Source organism: Acinetobacter sp. S-1 (assembly GCF_059579785.1).
This window is the reverse complement of sequence record NZ_CM184207.1, coordinates 3,747,488-3,770,002: the sequence shown is the minus strand read 5'-3', so window position 1 is coordinate 3,770,002 and position 22,515 is coordinate 3,747,488. Positions and strand designations below refer to the sequence as shown.

General features: G+C 38.7%; 23 protein-coding genes. 8 read left to right on the top strand and 15 right to left on the bottom strand.

The annotated features are described in order from the left end of the window. Nucleotides 1–172: 172 nt before the first annotated feature. From argA to ubiG, 6 genes are all read right to left on the bottom strand, one after another. On the bottom strand, nucleotides 173–1,528 hold the full coding sequence (argA, locus tag AC52J8_RS18080) for an amino-acid N-acetyltransferase (RefSeq protein ID WP_086398851.1): 1,356 nt from the start codon (nucleotides 1,526–1,528) through the stop codon (nucleotides 173–175). Between the two features lie 120 nt (nucleotides 1,529–1,648). Beyond that, a complete protein-coding gene (locus AC52J8_RS18075; RefSeq protein WP_002120775.1) occupies nucleotides 1,649–1,978 on the bottom strand; it encodes an RcnB family protein in 330 nt (109 codons plus the stop codon). Between the two features lie 238 nt (nucleotides 1,979–2,216). Then, on the bottom strand, nucleotides 2,217–2,630 hold the full coding sequence (locus AC52J8_RS18070) for an RcnB family protein (RefSeq protein ID WP_005071792.1): 414 nt from the start codon (nucleotides 2,628–2,630) through the stop codon (nucleotides 2,217–2,219). 215 nt (nucleotides 2,631–2,845) lie between these two features. After that, entirely contained in the window at nucleotides 2,846–3,592 is a 747-nt protein-coding gene (locus tag AC52J8_RS18065) for a YciK family oxidoreductase (protein ID WP_002120710.1), read from the bottom strand. Nucleotides 3,593–3,660: 68 nt separating this feature from the next. Continuing rightward, complete coding sequence (locus AC52J8_RS18060; protein ID WP_086398850.1) at nucleotides 3,661–4,362, bottom strand: HAD family hydrolase; 702 nt, start codon at nucleotides 4,360–4,362, stop codon at nucleotides 3,661–3,663. Beyond that, a complete protein-coding gene (gene ubiG, locus AC52J8_RS18055; RefSeq protein ID WP_005804826.1) occupies nucleotides 4,359–5,072 on the bottom strand; it encodes a bifunctional 2-polyprenyl-6-hydroxyphenol methylase/3-demethylubiquinol 3-O-methyltransferase UbiG in 714 nt (237 codons plus the stop codon). Before ubiG ends, AC52J8_RS18060 begins: the two co-directional genes overlap by 4 nt. A gap of 180 nt (nucleotides 5,073–5,252) precedes the next feature. On the opposite strand from ubiG, the gene AC52J8_RS18050 reads away from it, so the two are divergent. Beyond that, a complete protein-coding gene (locus AC52J8_RS18050) occupies nucleotides 5,253–5,870 on the top strand; it encodes a thiol:disulfide interchange protein DsbA/DsbL (protein ID WP_005804825.1) in 618 nt (205 codons plus the stop codon). 87 nt (nucleotides 5,871–5,957) lie between these two features. Here AC52J8_RS18050 and AC52J8_RS18045 read toward each other — a convergent pair whose 3' ends face one another. Further along, entirely contained in the window at nucleotides 5,958–6,605 is a 648-nt protein-coding gene (locus AC52J8_RS18045) for a TetR/AcrR family transcriptional regulator (RefSeq protein WP_025464204.1), read from the bottom strand. Between the two features lie 138 nt (nucleotides 6,606–6,743). Beyond that, on the bottom strand, nucleotides 6,744–7,382 hold the full coding sequence (locus AC52J8_RS18040) for a TetR family transcriptional regulator (RefSeq protein WP_086611706.1): 639 nt from the start codon (nucleotides 7,380–7,382) through the stop codon (nucleotides 6,744–6,746). A 173-nt stretch (nucleotides 7,383–7,555) separates the two neighbouring features. Here AC52J8_RS18040 and AC52J8_RS18035 point away from each other — a divergent pair, with 173 nt between their 5' ends. The 3 genes from AC52J8_RS18035 to rph all read left to right on the top strand — a co-directional run bounded on the left by AC52J8_RS18035 (nucleotide 7,556) and on the right by rph (nucleotide 10,630). Further along, nucleotides 7,556–8,581 (top strand): ferredoxin reductase, encoded by a 1,026-nt coding sequence (locus AC52J8_RS18035; RefSeq protein WP_086398848.1) that lies wholly within the window; start codon nucleotides 7,556–7,558, stop codon nucleotides 8,579–8,581. 30 nt (nucleotides 8,582–8,611) lie between these two features. Beyond that, a complete protein-coding gene (locus AC52J8_RS18030) occupies nucleotides 8,612–9,754 on the top strand; it encodes a fatty acid desaturase family protein (protein WP_081309560.1) in 1,143 nt (380 codons plus the stop codon). Between the two features lie 159 nt (nucleotides 9,755–9,913). Continuing rightward, nucleotides 9,914–10,630 carry a ribonuclease PH gene (gene rph, locus AC52J8_RS18025; protein WP_002120794.1) on the top strand — a complete coding sequence of 239 codons (717 nt, stop codon included), beginning with the start codon at nucleotides 9,914–9,916 and terminating at the stop codon, nucleotides 10,628–10,630. A 110-nt stretch (nucleotides 10,631–10,740) separates the two neighbouring features. Here rph and AC52J8_RS18020 read toward each other — a convergent pair whose 3' ends face one another. Beyond that, nucleotides 10,741–10,878, bottom strand: coding sequence for a hypothetical protein (locus AC52J8_RS18020; protein WP_017387462.1), 138 nt, complete (start codon nucleotides 10,876–10,878; stop codon nucleotides 10,741–10,743). Nucleotides 10,879–10,918: 40 nt separating this feature from the next. Between AC52J8_RS18020 and AC52J8_RS18015 the strand changes: the two genes are divergently transcribed. After that, on the top strand, nucleotides 10,919–13,087 hold the full coding sequence (locus AC52J8_RS18015; protein WP_086398847.1) for a phosphocholine-specific phospholipase C: 2,169 nt from the start codon (nucleotides 10,919–10,921) through the stop codon (nucleotides 13,085–13,087). 434 nt (nucleotides 13,088–13,521) lie between these two features. Next, nucleotides 13,522–13,689 carry an ABZJ_00068 family colistin stress protein gene (locus AC52J8_RS18010; RefSeq protein ID WP_000938939.1) on the top strand — a complete coding sequence of 56 codons (168 nt, stop codon included), beginning with the start codon at nucleotides 13,522–13,524 and terminating at the stop codon, nucleotides 13,687–13,689. On the opposite strand, the gene nadC is transcribed toward AC52J8_RS18010, so the two are convergent. Continuing rightward, nucleotides 13,686–14,531 carry a carboxylating nicotinate-nucleotide diphosphorylase gene (gene nadC / locus AC52J8_RS18005; RefSeq protein WP_005804819.1) on the bottom strand — a complete coding sequence of 282 codons (846 nt, stop codon included), beginning with the start codon at nucleotides 14,529–14,531 and terminating at the stop codon, nucleotides 13,686–13,688. The two genes, AC52J8_RS18010 and nadC, sit on opposite strands and share 4 nt — an antisense overlap. A gap of 171 nt (nucleotides 14,532–14,702) precedes the next feature. On the opposite strand from nadC, the gene ampD reads away from it, so the two are divergent. Beyond that, the gene (gene ampD, locus AC52J8_RS18000) at nucleotides 14,703–15,272 is read left to right on the top strand and encodes a 1,6-anhydro-N-acetylmuramyl-L-alanine amidase AmpD (RefSeq protein WP_086398846.1); all 570 of its coding nucleotides are present in this window, start codon (nucleotides 14,703–14,705) and stop codon (nucleotides 15,270–15,272) included. A 72-nt stretch (nucleotides 15,273–15,344) separates the two neighbouring features. Next, nucleotides 15,345–16,895 (top strand): murein biosynthesis integral membrane protein MurJ, encoded by a 1,551-nt coding sequence (gene murJ, locus AC52J8_RS17995; RefSeq protein WP_005804817.1) that lies wholly within the window; start codon nucleotides 15,345–15,347, stop codon nucleotides 16,893–16,895. 49 nt (nucleotides 16,896–16,944) lie between these two features. Here the strand turns inward: murJ and bamJ (AC52J8_RS17990) are convergent, their stop codons facing one another. The 5 genes from bamJ (AC52J8_RS17990) to AC52J8_RS17970 all read right to left on the bottom strand — a co-directional run bounded on the left by bamJ (AC52J8_RS17990) (nucleotide 16,945) and on the right by AC52J8_RS17970 (nucleotide 22,353). Then, entirely contained in the window at nucleotides 16,945–17,640 is a 696-nt protein-coding gene (bamJ, locus tag AC52J8_RS17990) for a BamJ family beta-barrel-assembly machinery protein (protein WP_017387459.1), read from the bottom strand. 49 nt (nucleotides 17,641–17,689) lie between these two features. Continuing rightward, nucleotides 17,690–18,415 carry a BamJ family beta-barrel-assembly machinery protein gene (bamJ, locus tag AC52J8_RS17985; protein ID WP_086398845.1) on the bottom strand — a complete coding sequence of 242 codons (726 nt, stop codon included), beginning with the start codon at nucleotides 18,413–18,415 and terminating at the stop codon, nucleotides 17,690–17,692. 195 nt (nucleotides 18,416–18,610) lie between these two features. Beyond that, nucleotides 18,611–20,806 (bottom strand): polysaccharide biosynthesis tyrosine autokinase, encoded by a 2,196-nt coding sequence (locus AC52J8_RS17980; RefSeq protein ID WP_141316567.1) that lies wholly within the window; start codon nucleotides 20,804–20,806, stop codon nucleotides 18,611–18,613. A gap of 21 nt (nucleotides 20,807–20,827) precedes the next feature. Beyond that, nucleotides 20,828–21,256 (bottom strand): low molecular weight protein-tyrosine-phosphatase, encoded by a 429-nt coding sequence (locus AC52J8_RS17975; RefSeq protein ID WP_130119780.1) that lies wholly within the window; start codon nucleotides 21,254–21,256, stop codon nucleotides 20,828–20,830. 2 nt (nucleotides 21,257–21,258) lie between these two features. Beyond that, nucleotides 21,259–22,353 (bottom strand): polysaccharide biosynthesis/export family protein, encoded by a 1,095-nt coding sequence (locus AC52J8_RS17970; RefSeq protein ID WP_141316565.1) that lies wholly within the window; start codon nucleotides 22,351–22,353, stop codon nucleotides 21,259–21,261. Nucleotides 22,354–22,515: the final 162 nt, after the last annotated feature.

Sequence of the window (22,515 nt, the reverse complement as noted above, 5' to 3'; positions counted from 1 at the left end):
TTAGAAATATATTTAAAGAATTTTGATTAAGTTGATGTAAATAAAATAAAAAATATTAAAACCTTAAAAAATTTAGATTTAAAAAAAGTACAACCATAAATTAATCGCGTTTACGGTTGTACTTTTTGAACTAAGCTTATCTGAAATAAGAATATCTTAAAAATAGCAAAGGCTAGGGAAGCAGTTTCTTAAAGACTAAAGAGTTTCTCTGATAGTTATAGAGTGCTTGACGAGCATTTGGTAAGTCATCAACACTCACCTGATGGAAACCGTGCTCTAAGAACCAGTGAGCTGTCCGAGTCGTTAAAACAAATAATTGACGAATACCTTGTTCTTTTGCCTTTTCTTCAAGGAATTGCAAAATCTGGCTGCCACGGTTCGATTTACGATAACTTGGGTGTACTGCGACGCAGGCAATTTCTGCTGAACGTGTTTCATTAAATTCGGTTGGAATTGGATAAAGTGCAGCACACGCTAGAATCGTACCATCGCGCTCAATAACAGCGAACTGGCTAATCTCTTGCTCTAAACGTTCACGCGAACGATAAACTAAGATACCTTCTTCTTCTAATGGACGTAATAAATTCATTAAACCGCCCACATCTTGAATGTTGGCCATGCGAACTTCTTCATAATGCGCATCGGTAATCATGGTACCGATACCATCTCGAGTAAATAACTCTTCGAGAAGTGCGCCATCATAGGCATAAGAAATAAGATGAACGCGGTGTACGCCTGATAAAGATGCTTTTTTTGCCTGTTGCAAATGCAAAGTGAGTGTTGGGCTAATGGTTTGGTATTGTTGAATATAGTAGTCCAGTTGATGTGGGCTTAATTCACGTAATATTTGCTCATCTTCATTCAGCAATCCTTGTTGCTCACCTAGAAAAATGAGTTTATCTGCTTTTAAATAAGTTGCAGTTTTGGTCGCAACTTCTTCTGCTCGCAAGTTAAACACCTCACCTGTAGTGGAGTAACCTGTTGGCCCTAGCAGTACAATATTATAGTTGTCGAGGTGTCGATCAATCGCATCTGTATCGATAGAACGAACTTCACCTGTAAGCTGGAAATCCATGCCATCACGAATACCATAAGGTTTAGCAGTCACAAAATTACCTGATACCACATCTATGCGAGCGCCGTACATTGGCGAGTTTGCTAAGCCCATAGAAAGCAATGCTTCGATTTCTAGGCGGATAGAACCTACAGCACTCATGACACAGCTTAAAGATTCACGTGTGGTAATACGGCTGTTGTCATAAAAAGGAGTTTCGATTCCTTTTTCTTTAAGATTTTGATTAATTTGCGGACGTGCGCCGTACACGAGAATTAAGCGAATACCAAGAGAATGCAATAAAGCAATATCGTGAATGATATGTTCGAAATTAGGATGACGGACTGCTTCACCACCAAACATCAACACAAATGTTTTATCGCGGTGAGCATTAATGTAGGGCGCTGAGTGTCGAAACCAGTGTACATAATGCTGAGTGTTATTATGCGACTTACTTACAGGCTTACTTGACATACCGATCTCGAATCAACAGCAAAAAGATATAAAGATGATTCTAAACAAAAAAGATTAAAGCCGCATGTTTTAGATAAAAAAACACCCAAATTGAAATTTGGGTGCTTAAAAAGTTTTAAATTAGTAAACCACTCTAATGATTTTATGACTTTGTTCATTCACCAGTACATAATTTCCATTCACTTTATACCATTTTTGGTAACGACCTGGTTTAGTCAATTTTTGATGTTGACGATAGTCGATCACGTAACGTGAATGTCGATACTCATGCGGTACAACCTGACCTACTCGCCAAGCATTGCGATGATCATCTTTTTTAATCACTTTAACTGTTTTTACTTCATGGTTTTGGTAATTGCCATGATGATTATGATCGTTTGGTGCTGCCATGGCTGTTGTTGCAACTAAACCACTAAGAGAAAGAACAATCGCTGTTGTTAATTTTTTCATTGTAAACCTCGAATGATGAGTTAAATTTCAATAATTAAAGATTAGTGAACAATTGCAGATAAATCGTGGAGGCCAAGAAGAATAAATGTGAAAACTCCCTATGAAATAAGAAGAAATTAAGAAAATTCATCATTTAAGAATATAAAAATCTTTTATTTTTAAGTTAGATAAGCAATAAAAAAGGATAAAACCCAGAGGCTTTATCCTTTTTATTCAGCGATAGCGAGGGTCTATCGCCTTAAAAACCACGAATACTCACAATGCTATTAGAATCTGTGTCGACTAAAATATAGTCATTATTGATTTTGTACCATTGCTGATTACGGCCTGGTTTTGGCAAGTTACTGTCTTTATAGTCGACTTTATAGCCATTACCACGATAGTGCTGTGGCATAACATAGCCAGGCTGCCAGCGATGTTGTTTTAAGCGTTCAAAGCCACGCTCTTCGCGCATACGGCGTTCGTCACGGATACGATCATCATCATGATCACGTCCAAATCCTGGCCCACGATCATTCCACTCACCACGTGGACCTCCACCTTTAGGACCTTTGGGGCCATGGCCTCGGTCAAAAGGAGGGTCAGCAAAGCTCGCCATACTTGTGGTTAGTACGGTTATGCATAGGGCTAAGATGGTGAACAACTTTTTCATGATGCATCCTCGTTTACATCTGATGTCTCTCATGTTGAATACTCTACGCGCAAAATGCAGAGAAACTGTGAAGATCATTTAATGGTTCAATTAAAATTACGGATAGATCAAGGGTTTTTATCAATAATAAAAAAGGCTTGTATATCTTTTCAGGTATAGGCAAGCCAGATTTGATGATTGGCCGTAATTTAATTTAGCTTTTCATCTTTAACTTTTTAATCCTGTGCATCAATACTTTGACCATTGAGTGCCAAGCTGTCTTCACCCATTAAATAGAGGTAAGCAGGCAAGATTGACTCAGGTGTAGGTAGTGTCTTCGGATCTTCTTGTGGGTAGGCTTTCGCACGCATTGCAGTACGTGTTGCGCCTGGGTTAATGCAATTAAAGCGAATATTTGGATAAGTATTTTCCGCTGCAAAAATTTTACTCACTGCTTCAATTGCAATTTTGGAGACAGAATATGCGCCCCATAAAGCTCGTGCTTCACGGCCTACACCAGAACTAGTAAATACAACAGAGGCGTTTTCTGACTTTTGCAAAAGTGGTAATAAGGCTTGAGTGAGGGCAAAAGGAGCACGTAAGTTAACTGCCATCACGTCATCCCATACTTCTGTAGGGTAATGTGCTAGCTCTACACGTTCACCTAAAATACCCGCATTATGCAAAATACCGTCTAGACGTCCAAACTGCTTTTCGAGCGTATCGACTAAAAAGTCATAATCACGGTCAGATGCACTTGAAAGCTGTAGCGGTAAAATCGCGGGTTGAGGTGCACCTAGACTCTCAATTTCATCATAAATAACTTCAAGTTTATTTAAGGTTCTACCATGTAGGACAACGGTTGCACCATGTAGGGCATAACTTAGAGCCGCAGCTCGCCCAATTCCATCACCAGCACCGGTAATTAAAATAATTCGATCTTTGAGTAGATCCGGACGAGGTTGGTATTCTGAATATTTCATTGGTAAACCTCCTTCTTTTTATATTGATAAAACGAATAGCCGTTAAAAAAGTCTATAAAACTCTGATGTTAACTTATCATACGCTGATTTTCCTGTAGAGCAGGAAGCTTTTGACGTAACATATCGTGTAATTCTGTCACTGTATTTACAATCGAATCGGCCTGCCATGATGCTAAATCATCACGGTGTTCGATAGGTAAATAGCCATAAGCTGCCAAGATGGTATACATATCGGCATTGCGACCAGCATCAATATCACGTGGGTGGTCGCCCACATAAATAATTTGATCTGCTGGGATATTTAACTGTTTTGCAGCCAAATACATCGGTTCAGGGTCTGGTTTGGTTTTGCTGACATCTTCAGGGCATACCAAAACCGCACAGCGTTCTGTCAGATTTAACTTTTCTAAAAGAGATTCACTTAAACCACGTGGTTTATTGGTCACAATACCCCATGGGATTTGTGCAGCTTCTAACTCTTCTAGAAGTGGATACATGCCTTCAAACAGATCTGTATCAACCACAATATTATTGCCGTAAATATCTAAAAAGTTTTGACGATGGGCCAAGAAAATTGGGTTGGCCACATCCAGCTCTGGATAGACCAATTTCACCATCGCACGCGCACCTTCAGACACCTGAGTGCGAATAAGATCGGCTTCTACAACAGGGCGTCTTGTATCACGGCACATTTGCTGAATAATACGAATGAAATCCGCAGCTGTATCGATAAGTGTACCGTCTAAATCAAATAAAACAGCTTTCATCATGCACCTGTATTAATCGTATGAACCATATAGTTAACGTCAACATTTGGCGCTAACCAGTAATGCTTGGTCAGTGGGTTGTAATGTAGTCCAGTCATTTCTTTTAACGTAAGACCTGCATTACGAATATCATGTGCCATTTCAGATGGTCGAATAAATTTATGATAATCATGCGTACCTTTTGGCAACATGCGTAGGACGTACTCTGCACCAATAATGGCAAATAAATAAGATTTTGGGTTACGGTTAATGGTCGAGAAGAACACATGGCCGCCCGGTTTAACCAGAGCCTGACAAGCTTTTACAATAGATGCTGGATCTGGAACGTGTTCCATCATTTCCATACAAGTCACCACGTCATATTGACCAGCCTGTTCTTGTGCTAATTCCTCTACAGGAATTTGACGATATTCAATATTTTGAACATTTTCTTGCTGAGCATGTAAACGGCCGACAGCTAGAGGTGCTTCACCCATATCGATACCTAATACATCTGCGCCACGACGTGCCATGCTTTCGGCCAAGATACCGCCACCACAGCCGACATCAAGTACTTTTTTACCAGCGAGACCGCCTGCACGTTCATCAATCCAGTTAAGACGTAGTGGATTGATCTGGTGAAGTGGGCGAAATTCAGAATGTTGATCCCACCATTTGGCAGCAAGTGCTTCAAACTTTGCGATTTCTTGTAAATCAACATTCAATTGCGACATGGTGCTACCTCTAAACTTGAGTTATCTTTTTGGATGTAGTTCGCCGTTAGTGTAGCGATTATTGGGAAAAAAGCGATAAACCCAATAAAAAACTTCACAGAAGCAAAACGAATTTAGCATATTTGTTTTATATTTAGGGCATAAGCTAATGCATAACAACTTAGAGGAAAAGCTGTAGCAATGAAAAAATTGGTTTTGGGTGGTTTGAGTGCAGCAATTATGGCCGTATCGGGTGGTGCAATGGCAGCAGATTTTGTTGCTGGTAAAGACTACACCGTGATTGCCAATCCAGGCAAAGTGGAAGTTCCGGGGAAAATCGAAGTTCGAGAGTTCTTTTGGTATGGATGCCCACACTGTTTTAAACTTGAACCGCATATGCAAACGTGGTTAAAACAGATTCCTAAAGATGTACGTTTTGTACGTACACCTGCTGCAATGAATAAAATGTGGGAACAAGGGGCACGTACGTACTATACATCTGAGGCATTAGGTGTACGTAAACGCACGCATTTACCACTATTCCATGCGATTCAGGTGAACGGTCAACAAATTTTTGATCAGGCTTCTGCTGCGAAATTCTTTACTCGTTATGGCGTACCTGAGCAGAAATTTAATAGTACTTATAACTCGTTTGCTGTGACGGCAAAAGTTGCTGAGTCAAATAAACTTGCTCAACAATACCAATTAACAGGCGTACCTGCAGTGGTCGTGAATGGTAAATATGTTGTGCAGGGTGAAGATGGTAAAGTTACTCAAGTTCTTAATTATTTAATTGAGAAAGAACGTAAAGCAAAATAAGTTGTTTAGGCTTTACTTCAAAAATGGGCTTCATACGAAGCCCATTTTTATATTTAATTTATCGTTAATTATCACGAAATAATTCAATTAATTTTTCTGGTTTTCATCTTCAATTTGAAAATTTAAAACGTCAAAATTAGCGGTTTGAGTCGGCAGTGATAATGCTTGATTAATATATAAATTAATTAATTTTTGGCGAGAACCAATCGAACGCTGATAATAAGTAGAATTTAAAAGTAGTGATGCACCATAAGTCAGTGACCAGATATAAGACAAATAATCACGAATCGACATGTCATAATTTAATGATTTTAAATACTTTTCGGTAATATCTTTAATTGCCAAAATACGCTGCTGTCGAATTTCATACAGCTCTTCGAAAAGATGCTTCAACTTAGACTCTGTCATCGTCAGATTTTCTTCAAGTTGATGCAATAGAATCGTTTTACCTGGTGCAAGTAAATGATGAAGCATGTAATGAGGAGCATATTCTTTGAAATCTGTATTATATTTTTTAGAAATTTCTAAAATTTGCTTTTCATTTTGAATAATGAGCTCAAGTAGAAGCTCATTTTTACTTCTAAAATGCTTATAAAGTGTGCCTTTAGCAATATCTAGCTCGGCCACTAACTCATCTAGAGTAATTTCCTGATTGTTTTCTAATAACAACTTTTCTGCCACGCTCAGAATTTTTTCTTTACGCATCAAAAACTGTGTATGACGATCAAGATTCATAGGTATTCCCACACCAGTTTGGCCTAACTAATAGTTTACTTCCTGTAAAAAAGAAAAAGACTTTTCTCGAAATTTTTAGCCTTTTTCTTTCTCTCTTTACGTATTACCACATAACCTGTTTTTTGTCATTTGCTGCTTCTATCGTTCCCAGTTTGCAATCCCTCTAAAGAGTAAACGAACTTGTGTAGAGGCATTTTCAATAAAGGCAGTTTGTTGCAGCTTGAGCTGTTCATCTTGATATTGTTTCGATAGGTTGAGCCACGTCATTGCCCATGTAAATGACATATTAGTCAAAATGGTAGATAAGACATTTAAGTCTTGAGGATTTTGAATATGTTTAAAATTTTCGAGTTTAGTAAGATCAGTTGTTAGATCTTCAATCAGAAATTCAATTTCTCTGGCAATTGCTGTACGTACTGTTTCTGAGCCTCCCCAACGTTCAGCAATCATAAATTGCCATTGCTTAGGGCTATGATTTACCGCCTGCACAAATAGCTCAATACTGGTTTGGGTTTTAGCAGATTTATGTTGTAAATAACTTTGACCTAGTTGATGTAAAACGCTTTTTAAATGTAGGGCAACTTGGTCAACCAGTTCTTTGCCGAGTTCATCCATGTCCTGAAAATGACGGTAGAACGCTGTCGGTACTAAACCTACTTCACGTGCAACTTCACGCAAACTGATACTACTGAACGAACGCCCAGACGTGCTTAGATGCAAGGCTGCATCGAGAAGTGCCTGACGACTTTGCTGTTTTCGTTCATCCCGTATCGACATTAAAAGAACCTATTTAAACCGTGAGCCAAAGTCTAACAAAAAAGAGCAAACTTTCATAAAAAAAATAGTGAACAAGTGTTGACTGAGTGAACAGTTATAAATATAGTGTACATATGTTCACTATACGAACATGTGTTCACTCAAATAAATAGCCAGATACAAAAGAGGAACGTATGAACGCAACACTTAGTTATCAGCCACATTGGGTTCGAGAAGATTTCGTTGATTTTGTCTTGCAGAAAATTAACGTGACTTGGGCGTGGAAAAGGGTACTTGCAGAAGTTACTGCAGTTCAGCCACTTCATACCGATATGGTGCTCATTAGACTTAAACCGAATCGTAATTTTAATTTCGATCAGGTTCGAGCGGGTCAAAGTATCCTGCTGACTTTACTCATCGATGGCGTTTACCAACAACGTAGTTACTCGATTATTGAAGTGACCCCTCAAGGTGAAATTGCTTTAGGCATTAAAGTACAAGGTTTGGTGTCTCGTGCAGCTCAACTATTACATGTGGGCGAGTGTGTTGAGATTTCACAGCCACAAGGTGATTTTATTTTGCACCAAGGTCGGCATCCTGCAATTTTGATTGCGTCAGGAAGTGGCATTACTGCAATTTATTCACTCTTGCAGCAAGCTTTGAAACAGCAGCTTGAACAAATTCATGTCATTTATTTTAATCGTGCGGAAATTTTTCATGCTGAATTAAAGGCTTTGGCAGAACAGCACCCACAGCTTCAATATCACTTTTTTAATACCACCGAGCAAAAACAGCATTTAACTGAAAGCTTACTGCAAAAGCTGGTTCCAGATTTTGACCAGACAGCAACTTATGTTTGTGGTCATCATGGCATGATGCAGAAAGCCAATGAAATTTATGCACAAAAAGGTGCTCAGTCGCAGCTTCATCAAGAGTATTTTCAGCCACTTCAAGTGACTGGTACACATGTAGCACAGCCTGTTATTTTCCGCCGTGCTCAACACGAGTTTTTAGCTGAAACAAATTTACTGAGCAGTGCAGAGCAAGCCGGTTTACGCCCACAACATGGTTGCCGTATGGGTGTTTGCAATAAATGCAGCTGTACCAAGGTAAGCGGAGTTACTCAAAACCTGTTAACTGGTGAAATTGAAGATCAACCGAACCGTCCAATTAAACTATGCGTGAGCCAGGCATTAAGCCCAGTCACGATTGATCTATAAAAAGAATTAAAGAGGATTAACCCTATGAATATGGCATTAGAATTTTCTACTGTTTCTAAATCTGCTCATTTAACACCTGAACAGACTGAAGAGTTTGGTCGCCGTGTTGAGCAGATTCGTCAAGACGTTATGCAAAGTCTTGGTGAGCAAGATGCAAAATATATCTACAAAGTACGTAATTTTGTTCGATATACCGAAATCGCATCGCGTGGCATGTTGATGTTTGGTGGTTGGATTCCGCCAGTCTGGCTACTAGGCACAGGCTTATTAGGTATTTCTAAAATTGTAGAAAACATGGAACTTGGTCATAACGTCATGCACGGTCAGTTTGACTGGTTAAATGAACCAAGTCTGAATGGTAATACTTACGATTGGGATACCATTGCATCGGGTGATGACTGGCGTGAAACACATAACTATGTGCACCACACCTATACCAATATTGTCGGTAAAGATCATGATGTTGGTTATGGTATTTTGCGAGTAAGTGATCAACAGAAGTGGGAACCCCGCCACCTGTTTAATATTCCTCTAGGTCTACAGTTAATGTTTTTCTTTGAGTGGTATGTAGGCGTGCAAAACTTACATCTTGAAGATGCATTAGTTTATAAAACCAAGAGCTGGAAACAGGTTTGGAAAGATTCGGCTAAAGTCCGTAAAAAAGCCACACGCCAAGTTTTAAAAGACTATGTGTTTTTCCCTGTGATCTCTGGCCCTATGTTTTTACCGGTTTTTGCAGGAAATGTAGTTGCGAATATTATTCGTAACTTGTGGTCATCTGCGGTGATTTTTAATGGTCACTTTACTGAAGATGCAGAAACGTTTGAGCCTGATAATACAGACACTGAAACTAAGGCAGAGTGGTACTTACGCCAGATTCGTGGTTCAAGTAATTTTAGTGGTACAGAATGGCTGCATTTTATGAGTGGTAACTTAAGCCATCAGATTGAGCATCATTTATTTCCAGATATGCCAGCTAACCGCTATAAAGATGTAGCCCCGAAAATTAAGGCACTTTGCGCTGAATATGGCATTAATTACAACGAAGCGAACTTTATGCGTCAGTTCTGGAGTGTATGGGTACGTTTAGCGAAATGTTCACTGCCAAACCATACCACTGGAAAAGTGATGCAGACATTAGAAAAGTTAAAAGCAAAATTTAAATTTGCATAATCTCCGTTAATTCAAAATAGCTCCTTTTTAGGGGCTATTTTTATTTTTGAGTTATGAAACTTGTAGACTTACATTTGAAAGTAGGGAATAAACTCAACCTGTCAAAATCCTTTGCTATACTATGCCCAAGTTTGTATTTAAGAGAAGTTAGGAAGGATTATGCGTATTGACCAACGTGCATTAGACCAATTACGTGAAGTGAAAATTACACGAAACTACACCCGTTATGCTGAAGGTTCTGTGCTGGTCGAATTTGGTCACACCAAAGTCCTTTGTACTGCAAGCATTGATAACTCAGTGCCACGCTTTTTAAAAGGCCAAGGCCAAGGCTGGGTAACGGCAGAATATGGCATGTTACCGCGTTCAACCCATTCACGTTGTGACCGTGAAGCGGCTCGTGGTAAACAAACTGGTCGTACTCAAGAAATCCAACGTTTGATTGGCCGTAGCTTACGTGCGATGGTTGATTTGAAAAAGCTTGGTGAAAACACGATTACCATCGACTGTGACGTGATTCAGGCTGATGGTGGTACGCGTACTGCTTCAATCACTGGTGCTGCTGTAGCATTGGTTGATGCGATGAATGTTTTATTGTCTCAAAAGAAAATTAAGCATGATCCGCTTAAAGGGTTGGTTGCTGCAATTTCTGTTGGTATGTATCAAGACGAAGTGTTGCTTGATCTTTGCTATGAAGAAGACTCGAACTGTCAAACTGACTTAAATGTAGTAATGACACAAGCTGGCGAGTTTATTGAAATTCAAGGTACTGCCGAAGACAAACCGTTTACCCGCGCTCAAAGCAATGCCATGTTAGAAATGGCTGAAAAAGGGATTGCCGAGCTCATTAAAAAGCAACAAGAAGCTTTAGGCTGGTAATTTTACGCTTTCTGAAAAACGCATCTTTGGATGCGTTTTTTATGCCTTCATCAAACCGACATAAAAACATCACTTGCTTGTCACTTTTACGCTTTATTAGTAGTTCGCATTTAAACCGTTTGGAAAAAACCAATGCGAAAACTTTCACTTTTATTAATTACCTCTTTAGCACTCATGCTCAGTGCTTGTAACGATGATAATGACTCAGATAATTCATCGCCAACAACACCGCCCACCAGTAATTGCAAAATGCACTGTGCACCATAATAAGAACTCAGGATAGAACTAATGAATCGTCGCGAATTTCTTTTAAACTCTACAAAAACCATGTTTGGGACAGCTGCTTTAGCGAGTTTCCCGCTGAGTATTCAAAAAGCCTTAGCTATTGATGCCAAAGTTGAAAGTGGAACTATTCAAGATGTTAAACACATCGTGATTTTGACTCAGGAAAACCGTTCTTTCGATAATTATTTCGGAACATTAAAAGGTGTACGTGGTTTTGGTGATCGTTTTACGATTCCAATGACGGAAAGCCGAAAGGTTTGGGAACAATATGATGCGAATAAAAAGAAGGTATTGCCTTACCATTTAGATAGTCGTTTAGGAAATGCTCAGCGTGTTTCAGGTACACCTCACTCATGGTCTGATGGCCAAGCAGCTTGGGACAATGGCCGTATGAGTGATTGGGTCGCTTATAAAAAACCACAGTCGATGGGCTATTATAAAAAACAAGAAGTCGAATATCAGTTTGCTTTAGCGAATGCTTTTACCATTTGTGATGCTTACCACTGTGCTATGCATGCTGGGACCAACCCAAACCGTAAGTTTATTTGGACTGGAACTAATGGTCCTACAGGTGCAGGTGTTGCGAGTGTTGTAAATGAATTTGATGGGATTGGGGCATCAACAGAAGGTTATGAATGGACGACTTATCCTGAGCGCTTACAGCAGGCTGGCGTAACATGGAAAGTCTATCAAAATATGCCAGATAACTTTACCGATAACCCGTTAGCTGGTTTCAAACAGTATCGCCGTGCAAATGAGCAATCTGGTCAACCTGTCAGTAACGACACACTAACGTGTCCAGCATACGATGAAAAGATTGATGCGACTCAACCACTTTACAAAGGTATTGCCAATACCATGCCGGACGGTGGTTTTTTAGGAACTTTTAAAGCTGATATCGCACAAGGTAAATTACCGCAGGTGAGTTGGTTGGTCGCTCCTGCAACTTACAGTGAACATCCGGGGCCATCTAGTCCTGTACAAGGTGCCTGGTATATTCAAGAAGTATTAAATGCTTTAACTGAAAACCCTGAGCTGTGGAGCCAAACTGTTTTATTGGTGAACTTCGATGAAAATGACGGTTTCTTTGACCATGTTCCTTCACCAAGTGCACCGTCTAAAGATGTAAATGGTGTTGTATATGGAAAAACGACTTTAAACGATCAGCAAGTGTCTTATGAGTACTTTAACCATCCAGCAGTAGCGACTTCAAAATCTCAACCTAAGCCAGATGGTCGAGTGTATGGACCAGGCGTACGCGTTCCCATGTATGTGATTTCGCCGTGGAGCCGTGGAGGATGGGTAAATTCTCAAGTCTTTGACCATACCTCTATTTTACAGTTCTTGGAAAAACGCTTTGGTGTGCAAGAACCTAACATTAGCCCTTACCGCCGTGCTGTATGTGGTGATTTAACGACGGCATTTAATTTTAAAACACCGAATGTTCTGCCTGTTGCTGAACTAGATGGGAAGAAAACCAAAGCCGAAGCCGATGCGATTCGTGTTGCTCAAGCTTTATTGCCACAAGTTCCTGTTCCGAGCCAGCAGCAATTTCCTCAGCAGGAAATGGGAATTAGGCCATCACGTGCTTTGCCATATATTTTACACACCAGTGCCAAAGTCGATATTACTCAAAAAACGGTTAAGCTGATGTTCTCTAATACAGGTAAACAGGCAGCCGTTTTCCATGTCTATAACCGACTAGATCTAACAGCAATTCCACGTCGTTATATGGTTGAGGCAGGTAAACAGCTCGATGATGTGTGGAATACTACAAATGGGCAGTATGATTTGTGGGTACTTGGACCAAATGGTTTCCACCGTGCGTTTAAAGGTAATTTGAGTCAAGCTAACCAGACTCAAGCATTACCAGAAATTAGAGTATGTGTAGAAGAATGTGATGCGAATTTGTATTTAAAAGTGCGTCATGATGGTAATAAGTCAGTCAAGCTCAACGTCAAAGCAAATGCTTATCTTCCAAACAAGACATGGACGATAGAAACCAATAGTTCTGAAAAAGAATTAGTTTGGGATATGTCTGAATTTGGTGGCTGGTATGACTTTACTGTGACATTAGCTGATGATGCTACGTTTAGCCGTCGTTTTGCAGGACGCATTGAAACTCAAGAAGATTCAATTTCTGATCCTTATATGGGTTATCTAGAGTCTTAGGTTGGTAAGTTATTTCCCTTAATGTAGGTATTGAAATTTATTCCTCATTAACTGGTGCTAAAAGTCATCTGCAACCTGTCTATAATCTATAAGGATCTTATTTTTGCAACAAAATAGGATAGAGGATGAAAGTGGGCAGGTTTTGCAGATGACAATGCCTTTGGTTACTTTGGGCAAAACCAAAGTAACAGAATGGGCTGTTGGCAAAAAATTCTAAGCGATAAGACTCTGTCGCGTAGGAAAAGAGATATCCATGTCACGATAGTAAATAAAGGGAGTTATGCTGTTGATATAAAATATTATGTGGGAATATGCTGTCGTATAGATGAATAATAAAAATAAAGACTTACCTTTTGTAACAGAATCTCCTAAGCCTGGTCATATTTATCTTTTACCTTGAAACCCTGAATTTTTTAAAGTAATGGGGAAAATTTATGCTACAAGGTTTTATTGTATTATTAGCAGTAGTTACATTTGTTCTAATGGCTGCCGATCCACGTGATAGTGGGGCACAAGCGACTCAGTCAGCCTGGCAAAAAACACAAGCTGCAGACATGACCAAGTCGCAAAAAAATACCAATAATGACGCAGATTTTATCTAAGCATTAAAACGCATAGATAAATCAACAGCTCTAACGTCTTTAGTTAGGACACCCATAGAAATATAGTCAACGCCAGTGGTGGCAACTTCACGCAAGTTTTCAATGGTGATATTGCCAGAGGCTTCGAGTTTACAGCGGCCCGCCACATGTTTTACAGCATCAATCATTTGTTGTTGACTGAAGTTATCGAGCATGACAATGTCAGCACCAGCTTCAAGCGCTTGATTTAGTTCATCCCAAGTTTCAACTTCGACTTCAACAGGTTTGCCTGGCGCAATTTGATGTGCTTTGGCAATCGCTTGGGCAATACCACCCGCTGCCATAATATGGTTTTCTTTAATTAAGAACGCATCAAATAAACCAAGACGATGGTTTTGTCCACCCCCGATAGCAACCGCATATTTTTGTGCAATACGTAAGCCTGGTAGGGTTTTACGTGTATCGAGAAGTTTTGTATTTAAACCTTCAAGATGTTGAACATATTCAGCAGTTTTTGTTGCAACAGCAGACAAAGTTTGAATAAAGTTTAAAGCAGGGCGCTCTACAGTCAGTAAGCTACGTGCAGAACCAGCAAGCTTTAAAAAGGCTTCGTTTGCAGCAACACGTTCACCTTCTTGTTTTAGCCAAGTCACCTGAACAGTATTGTCATAAGCTGAGATGAGCGCATTAACCCACGGTTGTCCAGCTAAGACCATATCTTCGCGGCTAATAATGGTTGCCGTGGCTTGCTCATCTTCAGGTGTGAGCATAGCGGTAATGTCACCGTCCCCAATATCTTCTTGTAATGCTTGTTGAATATTGATTTGAATTGATTGTTCAAGCAAAGACTGAGGTATGCTCATACGGTTTCCATTTTGTCGATGACCCTAAAACTTGCGATATATTAGCACCGTCGACCTGAAAAATAAGCTGTTTTATGAGATTAATCGCGATAAACAATCGTATTTACTACTTTGAAAAGCACATAACTGTTTTAAACTAAAACAATTGGCAAGCAATTTATTGGCGTCTCAATGAAGCAAATCAAAGCGTATGAAGTTATAGATGGACAATTAAAAGGGGCGAGACAAATCCCTTCTCCAAATTTTAACCAGCGTCCGACTGGCACCGAAATTCAAATGATTGTGGTTCATAATATTAGTTTGCCACCGTCTCAATTTGGAGGCGGCTATATTGAGCAGTTTTTTCAAAATAAATTAGATTGGTCAGTTCATCCTTATTTTCAGACTATTGAAGGCATGCAGGTTTCTACACATCTGTTAATTTTACGAACAGGTGAAGTCCTACAGTTTGTTAACTTTAACGAGAGAGCATGGCATGCAGGGCGTTCAAGTTATTTAGCTAAAGTAGAATGCAATGATTATTCAATTGGTATAGAACTTGAAGGAAGTGATGATTTAGCTTTTGAAGACGTACAATATGAAGTGCTAACTGACGTTGTTACCGCTATCCGTCAGGCTTATCCTGAAATTAAAAACCATATTGCAGGGCATTCAGACATTGCACCGGGCCGAAAAACCGATCCGGGGCCTTATTTTAAATGGCAACACTTTAGACAACTGTTAGCACAGAAAAAAACTTGAGTTCATTCATCATTTCACAACGAAAAGATTTTCTAGTTTCATTACAATAGCGTCTTTCGAATATAGCTGTAGGTGAGTGCGATGGCATTGTGGCGATCGACTTTTATTGTCAGTGCAATGACGATGTTGTCACGAGTGTTAGGGCTCGTGCGTGACGTCGTATTGCTCAACGTGTTTGGTGCAGGTAAAGATTTTGATACCTTCGTCGTCGCTTTTCGTATTCCCAACTTCTTTCGACGACTATTTGCCGAAGGCGCCTTTTCTCAGGCCTTTATCCCAGTCTTAACTGAATATAAAACGGGTCGAGCACACGCTGAAGTACAGATCTTAATTAGTCGGGTATTTGGCTGTTTGCTAACAGTTATGACCTTACTGACTTTTGTGGCTATGGTTTTAGCACCTGCAATCATCTATATGTACGCACCGGGCTTCCACAGTGATCCGGAAAAGTTCGATTTAGCTGTCAGTATGTTCCGTTTGACCATTCCGTATTTAATGTTTATGTCGCTCACGGCTTTTGCCAGCAGCATCTTAAATAGTTATGGTTCGTTTGCCTCACCAGCTTTTTCGCCAGTTTTACTAAATGTAGCGATGATTGCAGGAGCATGGTGGCTTACGCCGTATATGGCTGAGCCAATCAAAGCATTAGGCTGGTCAGTTGTTGCGGCTGGGGTATTACAGTTAGCGATACAAATCCCTGAATTGTGGCGTAAAAACCTACTGATTCCACCTAAAGTTGATTTTAAACATGAAGGCGTAGAACGTATTTTAAAATTAATGCTTCCAGCATTATTTGGTGTATCGGTGACTCAGATTAACCTGCTGTTAAATACGATTTGGGCATCTTTTATGCAAGATGGTTCAGTGTCTTGGCTATATAGTGCTGAACGCATGACTGAGCTACCTTTAGGTTTAATTGGGGTTGCGATTGGCACAGTAATTTTACCTTCGCTTTCTGCCCGTCATGCAGAGCAGGATCAAGCAAAGTTCCGCGGTATGATCGACTGGGCTGCAAAAGTCATTGTATTGGTAGGATTGCCAGCAAGTATTGCTTTATTTATGCTTTCAACACCGATTATTCAAGCATTATTCCAGCGTGGTGAGTTTGATTTACGTGATACACAAATGACAGCTCTAGCATTGCAATGTATGAGTGCAGGTGTAATTTCTTTCATGCTTATTAAAGTATTTGCACCTGGTTTCTATGCACAACAAGACACAAAAACACCAGTGCGCGTAGGCTTAATGTCGGTCGCAGCTAATGCAATTTTAAACGTTGTATTTATTGGTTTCTTTAAGCTTATTGATTGGCATGCAGAACATATGGCACTTGCACTAGCATCTTCAGGTTCAGCGTTAGTAAATGCCGGTTTACTCTACTTCTATTTGCATAAGCGTAATATTTTCCGATTTGGTCCGCATTGGAAGAAATTAGGACTTCAATATGGTTTAGCGAACCTTGCTATGATTGCAGCGCTTTGGTTTGGGCTCAATTGGTATAACGGAGAGCTTTCACAGTGGTTACGTGTTGCCGAAGTCGTAGGACTATGCGTAGTTGGGATAATTGCTTACCTGATCGGTTTAATCCTTACAGGTTTTCGACCTAGAGATTTAAAACACTAAAAATAAAAAAAGCGATCTTAAATGATCGCTTTTTTTATATCTAATATATTTATTTTGGCAAAACTTGCAGCAATTCAATATCGAAAATTAAAGTGCTATTCGGCCCAATCGTGTCACCTGCACCAACTTCACCGTAAGCGAGATTAGCAGGGATAAAGAAACGGGTTTTACCGCCTTCTCTCATGGTTTGGAGACCTTCTGTCCAGCCTGCAATCACTTGGCTGAGCTGAAACTCAACTGGATGATTACGTGCGATTGAGCTGTCAAATACAGTTCCGTCGAGTAAACGACCTTCATAATTTACTTTAACACGTGATACAGCTTTCGGTTTTTTACCTGTACCTTCTTTTAATACTTGGTATTGGAGACCTGATTTAGTCGTGATTACGCCCGATTTTTTTGCATTATCAGCAAGAAATGCAGCACCTGCTTGAGCATTTTGTTGGCCTACTTTTTGAAATTCAACAAGCTGCTTAGCTTCTAAAGTTTTTTTATAATCATTAATCGCTTTCGCCATTTCTTCGTCAGTTAAGCGTGCGGTTTTGTTCTGAGCACCTTCTTGTAAACCCTGATAAAAAATATCAAGATTTAGATCTGTTAGAGCATCAGTATTATTACGGCCCATTAAATAGCCATAGCTATAGCTAAACTGTTCTTTCGCCGGGCTTTTATTTGTAATAGGTGTAGCAGCAAAAACAGATAAACTCATTGTTGATGTTGCAATAATTAAACCAATTTTTTTCATGCCGTTTTCCAAAAAAAAGGAGAGTACTGTTTTACTCTCCTAAATGTTTTTATTTCACTGAAATGAGTTCTACATCAAAAATCAGCGTACTGTTTGCTGGAATACCAGGAAGTTCCTGAGGACCATAAGCAAGATTAGATGGAATAAAGAACGTCGCTTTGCCGCCTTCTTTCATGAGCTGAAGCCCTTCGGTCCAGCCTGGAATAACCTGATTGAGAGGAAACTCAACTGGTTCACCGCGCTTATAAGAACTATCAAATACTTGACCATTAATTAATCGGCCTTCGTAATGTACTTTAACCATAGACTGCGCAGTTGGTTGTTTACCTGTGCCTTCTTTAGTGATGATATATTGCAAGCCAGATGCTGTAGTTTTTACACCAGCTTTTGTTTTATTTTCTGCAAGGAATTGAACATCTGCAGATTCAGACGCTGCTCCAGCAGCTTGCTCTGGTTTATCTTGTTGTTGCATTTTTTGCTGCAATTCTTTTTCATAAGCAGCAACAGCAGCTTTTAACTCTTCTTGAGTATAAGCACTTGGCTGCTTGCTACGAGCATCATGGATCCCTTGAACAAAGGCCTTAGTATCCAATTCTGGAGGAGTTTGTTGTGCAACTTCATAACCAAGAACATAACTGATTTTTTGAATTGGAGAAGCATTTTTGTCTGCTTTACGTCCGACTTCTGTGGTCGGATGTTGAGTTGCATAATATACAGGTACAAGTGCAGCACCGCCTAAAACTACAGCGACAGCAATGGGTAAGGCTTTACTCATAAAAGGTTCCAAAAATAATCATTTGAGTCTAAAAGGCTGCTTCGATCTTAGCATGCTTCGACTTAAGCATAGAATGTTTAACAAAAAAAACGAGTGGTTTTTTTATATATTTTAGTTAGTTTTAATTTGGCGAAACTTAAAAAATCAAATAAAAAAACCGGATCATTTGATCCGGCTTTTTAAGAAAACTCTTAATTAATCTTCTTTTTGTGCTTTATATGCATAGGCATAGTTATAGCCATATCCACCGCCACTAGAGCGTTGAATATCGTTAAGGATAAAGCCATTCACCTTAACACCTGCTTGTTCAAAACGGTTAACGGTTAATTCAAGCTCTTTCATATGTGACTTAGCATAACGGGCAACGATCAAGTTTACACCAGTGTACTGAGAAATAATAATGCCATCAGTTACCGCAAGCACTGGTGGAGTATCAATAATGATATGGTCATATTGAGCCTGGAACTTTTCTAGTAAGTCTTTGAACCGCGTAGAGCTCAACATTTCTGACGGATTGGTTGGGCTCTTACCACGGGTAATCACATCAAGATTCGCAACTTGTGTTTTATGTAATACTTGTGACAAATCGGCCTGTCCACTTAGTAATTCAGAAAGACCTGGTTTGACATCAATATCAAAATATTTATGCATATAACCACGGCGCATATCGGCATCAATTAGTAATACACGCTTGTTGCCTTGCGCAAAAATTGTTGCAAGATTTGTCGAAATAAATGATTTACCCACTTCTGGAGCTGGGCCGGCAATCATAATGATATTATTTTTTGCATTTGCTAATGCAAAGTGAATAGTTGTACGAATACTACGTAAACTCTCAATTGCAATATCATCACTATTTTTAACCGCAAGAATAGGAATATTCTTCTTCTTCTTTAAAATCTTGATACGACTTTCTTGAATTGGAGAACGAGGTACGGTTGCATAAACAGGTAAATCCAATTCACTCTCAATTTGAGCAGAATCTTTAATACCTGTACGTAATATATTACGTAATAAAGCAATAATTACGCCGATAAATCCGCCCATAAATATAGCGAGCGCTAAGAGAATCAGTTTTTTAGGCTTAATTGGTTTAACTGGTTCTACTGCAGTATCAATAATACGTACATTACCAATTTCACCAGCATTGGCGATCTTGAGTTGTTGATAAGAATTAAGTAAAGATGTATATAGTTCGGTATTGACCTTTACATCACGATAAAGTTGTAAATATAAACGTTGTGTTTCCGGAAGTTGCGTTAAACGATTGTTAAGATCACCAATCTTTTTATTAATCTCTGCAATTTGTGCATCAATTTGCAAGATTAGTGGATGGTCATTGGTGTATTTAGCAGAAAGTTCAGCTTGCTTTTGTTGTAACTCAATCTTAAGCTTTTCTAGATCAATATTTTGTTTAAGTAACAGTTCCGATTCGGCATTCACATCTACTGTTCTATACTTCTCACGGAACTGGTTAAATTTGATCTCGGAATCTTCTAGCTGTTTTCTAAGCTCTGGTAACTGTTTTTCAAGAAAAGCTAAAGTTTGTTTGGATTCTAAAGACTTTCGTTCAATATTTTGTTCATGATAAACATTTAAAACATTATTGAGTACTTGGGTAATGTGTTCAGGGTCTTGTCCTAAATAACTTAAACCAATAACACCCGTTAATTTACCTTTCTCGGCAATTTTATAAATAGCATTAAATTGATTTACAGCTGTTAAAAGAGCGAGTTTAGTTAAAGTATAATTGTGATCTTTTAAATTACCTTGTGTAGTAATTTGAACTTGCCATAGTCCTTTGTTTGTAGTTTGTCTATTTTTTTGATTTAGTAAGCCACTAAATACAATTTGCTTATTATAAATTAAATTAAATCGATTTGTATCTTTAAATTCTAATTTTAGAGGTTTATCTAAATAATATTCAGGAACTTCGAGTTGTCGAACAATCAATTTATTATTTTGATTATTGTAAATTACAGCATCATTGCGATACTCAAATCTACTTTTATCTTGCGAAACAAGTTTACCAATGAAGCTGGATTGATTATCTTTGATTTTAATATCAAGGTTAAGATTATGGATAACCTGCCCCAAAACCATACGAGATTTCAAAATCTCAATTTCTGCATCAGTTGGAGACTTTTGACCTAAACCACCAGTTACTTTAGATAAATCACCAAGTAAGGCGGCCGAGGCTGCGCCTTTACTATCTTCTACCTGTACAATTGCATCTACTGCGTAAGTATCGGGTGTTATACGTAAATATAGCAATGCACAAATTAAACTTAAGATCACACAACATGCAATAATTTTCCACTGTGCAATTAACGAAAAGAATAACTCTTTTAAATCAATGCTATCTTCGTTGGTTTTAGAGTTTTGATTCATAAATTTACAACTAATACAGAATTATAATTGAGTACGCCAATCTTGCACATAGCTTTGAATGTTCTGGCAAGTTTGATCAAAAAAAGCTTGGTCATGCTGATAAGGATCAGGTACATTTTGTCCTTGCCAATGGCCAAGTCTAAAAATTTTACCCTTAGCAAATGGCCAAGTTTGTTCAATATGCTTTTGTTGATTATTGCTCATGACCAAAATTAAATCATTTTGTTTAATTAATTCGGCACTGAGCTGACGAGCAATATGGGGGCGCATATCGATACTCAGCTGATCCATACAATAAATGGCCTTATCATCTGCAGTATGACCTACTAATGCAGAAATACCTGCAGAAGAAATATTTAAAGTGGGGTGCTGGGCTTTTAAAAAGTACTCTGCCATTGGACTGCGGCAAATATTGCCTACACAGACCACTAAAATATTTTCAATATTCATTTCTAGTTATTTCCTAATAGCTGGAATGAATAAATTGCACTAGCAAATGGTACGATTTGCCCAATAACTCGTTGCCAGCGTGTTAAGCCTGTTGCATCAATATACACGATATCATTTTTTTGCATTTTAAATTGATTAGATAGGGCGAGATTACCGATACTACTCAAGTTGAGTTGATAAATGGTCGATTGTTTAGTTTGTAAATTGGTACGCATCACGTAAATACGAGCAGCACTTGCAGAGTATGGATTGACACCTTCACTCTCTCCCAGTACATCACTGAGAGTCATACCATCATCACGCAAATTAATAGCTTCATTTTTGTTAGATTCACCCATGACATAAAGTTTTTGATCTTGTTTTGTGTTAACAAAGATTGTGTCATTAGGTTGTACCAATAGTTTATGTAAGGAATAACCTTGTTTCTCTAAATTTATCGCATTTAGATTATAAGTTTGGCCATTTCGTATAAGCTGAATATTAGTATTATCACCTGTCTGTGGATTAATTCCTCCAGCCATACTAAGAGCAGAATAAATACTGATAGGTTGATCATCTAAAGTATATTGCCCGCTTTTTTGTACTTGCCCATTTACGTAAAATCGGCGTCCCTCATAAGAAAGTACTCGAACAATGACGTCAGGTGTTTTTAAATATTTAGCAAATTGATTTCTTAATAATCGTGTTGCCTCTGGCACAGTTTTACCAGCGATATGGATTTGTCCAATTAATGGAAGTTGTATATTTCCATCTATATCAATTGGATAACCTGTATTTACGCCCTCTTTGTCTTGTGTCGGAGGGGTAATTTCTGGATAGGCCCAGAGCTGAATAGATAATACATCATAAGGACTCAAGCGATATTGATAATGTGAGCTATTAAAAAGAGCACTAATATTATTATTTGGATGTATGATTTCAGAGTTCAGTTTAGCAATGTTGTCTTGATTAAGTGGTACTACAGAAACTTCTGCCCCCTGAGCAGTTTTGAAAGTTCCTTGTTCAGGCAAGTCATAAGTTTGAAATCCTGAGGTGACTGCACATCCTGTAAACGAAAGTGAAATGGTTAAAAATAATAATGTGCTCTGATATTTCACATTCAAACCCTTTATTGTTTGTAATCCAATGATACTTAGCATGAAGATACTGGATTGTAGTCTATAATTAACCCAAATCATACTTTATTTGCTAAGTGCAGATTGTATATTTCAAGAAATTTTTGTTTAAAGTCTGCTATATTATCGTAGTAGGTCGTATCC

Excerpts from the sequence above, each read along its gene's own strand:
- AC52J8_RS17980 (WP_141316567.1), bottom strand. The coding sequence starts at position 20,806 with ATGAATCAAAACTCTAAAACCAACGAAGATAGCATTGATTTAAAAGAG.
- AC52J8_RS18040 (WP_086611706.1), bottom strand. The coding sequence starts at position 7,382 with ATGTCGATACGGGATGAACGAAAACAGCAAAGTCGTCAGGCACTTCTC.
- AC52J8_RS18065 (WP_002120710.1), bottom strand. The coding sequence starts at position 3,592 with ATGAAATATTCAGAATACCAACCTCGTCCGGATCTACTCAAAGATCGA.
- nadC (WP_005804819.1), bottom strand. The coding sequence starts at position 14,531 with ATGAGCATACCTCAGTCTTTGCTTGAACAATCAATTCAAATCAATATT.
- AC52J8_RS18035 (WP_086398848.1), top strand. The coding sequence starts at position 7,556 with ATGAACGCAACACTTAGTTATCAGCCACATTGGGTTCGAGAAGATTTC.
- AC52J8_RS18010 (WP_000938939.1), top strand. The coding sequence starts at position 13,522 with ATGCTACAAGGTTTTATTGTATTATTAGCAGTAGTTACATTTGTTCTA.
- AC52J8_RS18030 (WP_081309560.1), top strand. The coding sequence starts at position 8,612 with ATGGCATTAGAATTTTCTACTGTTTCTAAATCTGCTCATTTAACACCT.
- bamJ (WP_017387459.1), bottom strand. The coding sequence starts at position 17,640 with ATGAAAAAAATTGGTTTAATTATTGCAACATCAACAATGAGTTTATCT.
- AC52J8_RS18050 (WP_005804825.1), top strand. The coding sequence starts at position 5,253 with ATGAAAAAATTGGTTTTGGGTGGTTTGAGTGCAGCAATTATGGCCGTA.
- ubiG (WP_005804826.1), bottom strand. The coding sequence starts at position 5,072 with ATGTCGCAATTGAATGTTGATTTACAAGAAATCGCAAAGTTTGAAGCA.
- ampD (WP_086398846.1), top strand. The coding sequence starts at position 14,703 with ATGAAGCAAATCAAAGCGTATGAAGTTATAGATGGACAATTAAAAGGG.
- AC52J8_RS17975 (WP_130119780.1), bottom strand. The coding sequence starts at position 21,256 with ATGAATATTGAAAATATTTTAGTGGTCTGTGTAGGCAATATTTGCCGC.
- bamJ (WP_086398845.1), bottom strand. The coding sequence starts at position 18,415 with ATGAGTAAAGCCTTACCCATTGCTGTCGCTGTAGTTTTAGGCGGTGCT.
- AC52J8_RS18045 (WP_025464204.1), bottom strand. The coding sequence starts at position 6,605 with ATGAATCTTGATCGTCATACACAGTTTTTGATGCGTAAAGAAAAAATT.
- AC52J8_RS18075 (WP_002120775.1), bottom strand. The coding sequence starts at position 1,978 with ATGAAAAAATTAACAACAGCGATTGTTCTTTCTCTTAGTGGTTTAGTT.
- AC52J8_RS18015 (WP_086398847.1), top strand. The coding sequence starts at position 10,919 with ATGAATCGTCGCGAATTTCTTTTAAACTCTACAAAAACCATGTTTGGG.
- argA (WP_086398851.1), bottom strand. The coding sequence starts at position 1,528 with ATGTCAAGTAAGCCTGTAAGTAAGTCGCATAATAACACTCAGCATTAT.
- AC52J8_RS18060 (WP_086398850.1), bottom strand. The coding sequence starts at position 4,362 with ATGATGAAAGCTGTTTTATTTGATTTAGACGGTACACTTATCGATACA.
- AC52J8_RS18070 (WP_005071792.1), bottom strand. The coding sequence starts at position 2,630 with ATGAAAAAGTTGTTCACCATCTTAGCCCTATGCATAACCGTACTAACC.
- rph (WP_002120794.1), top strand. The coding sequence starts at position 9,914 with ATGCGTATTGACCAACGTGCATTAGACCAATTACGTGAAGTGAAAATT.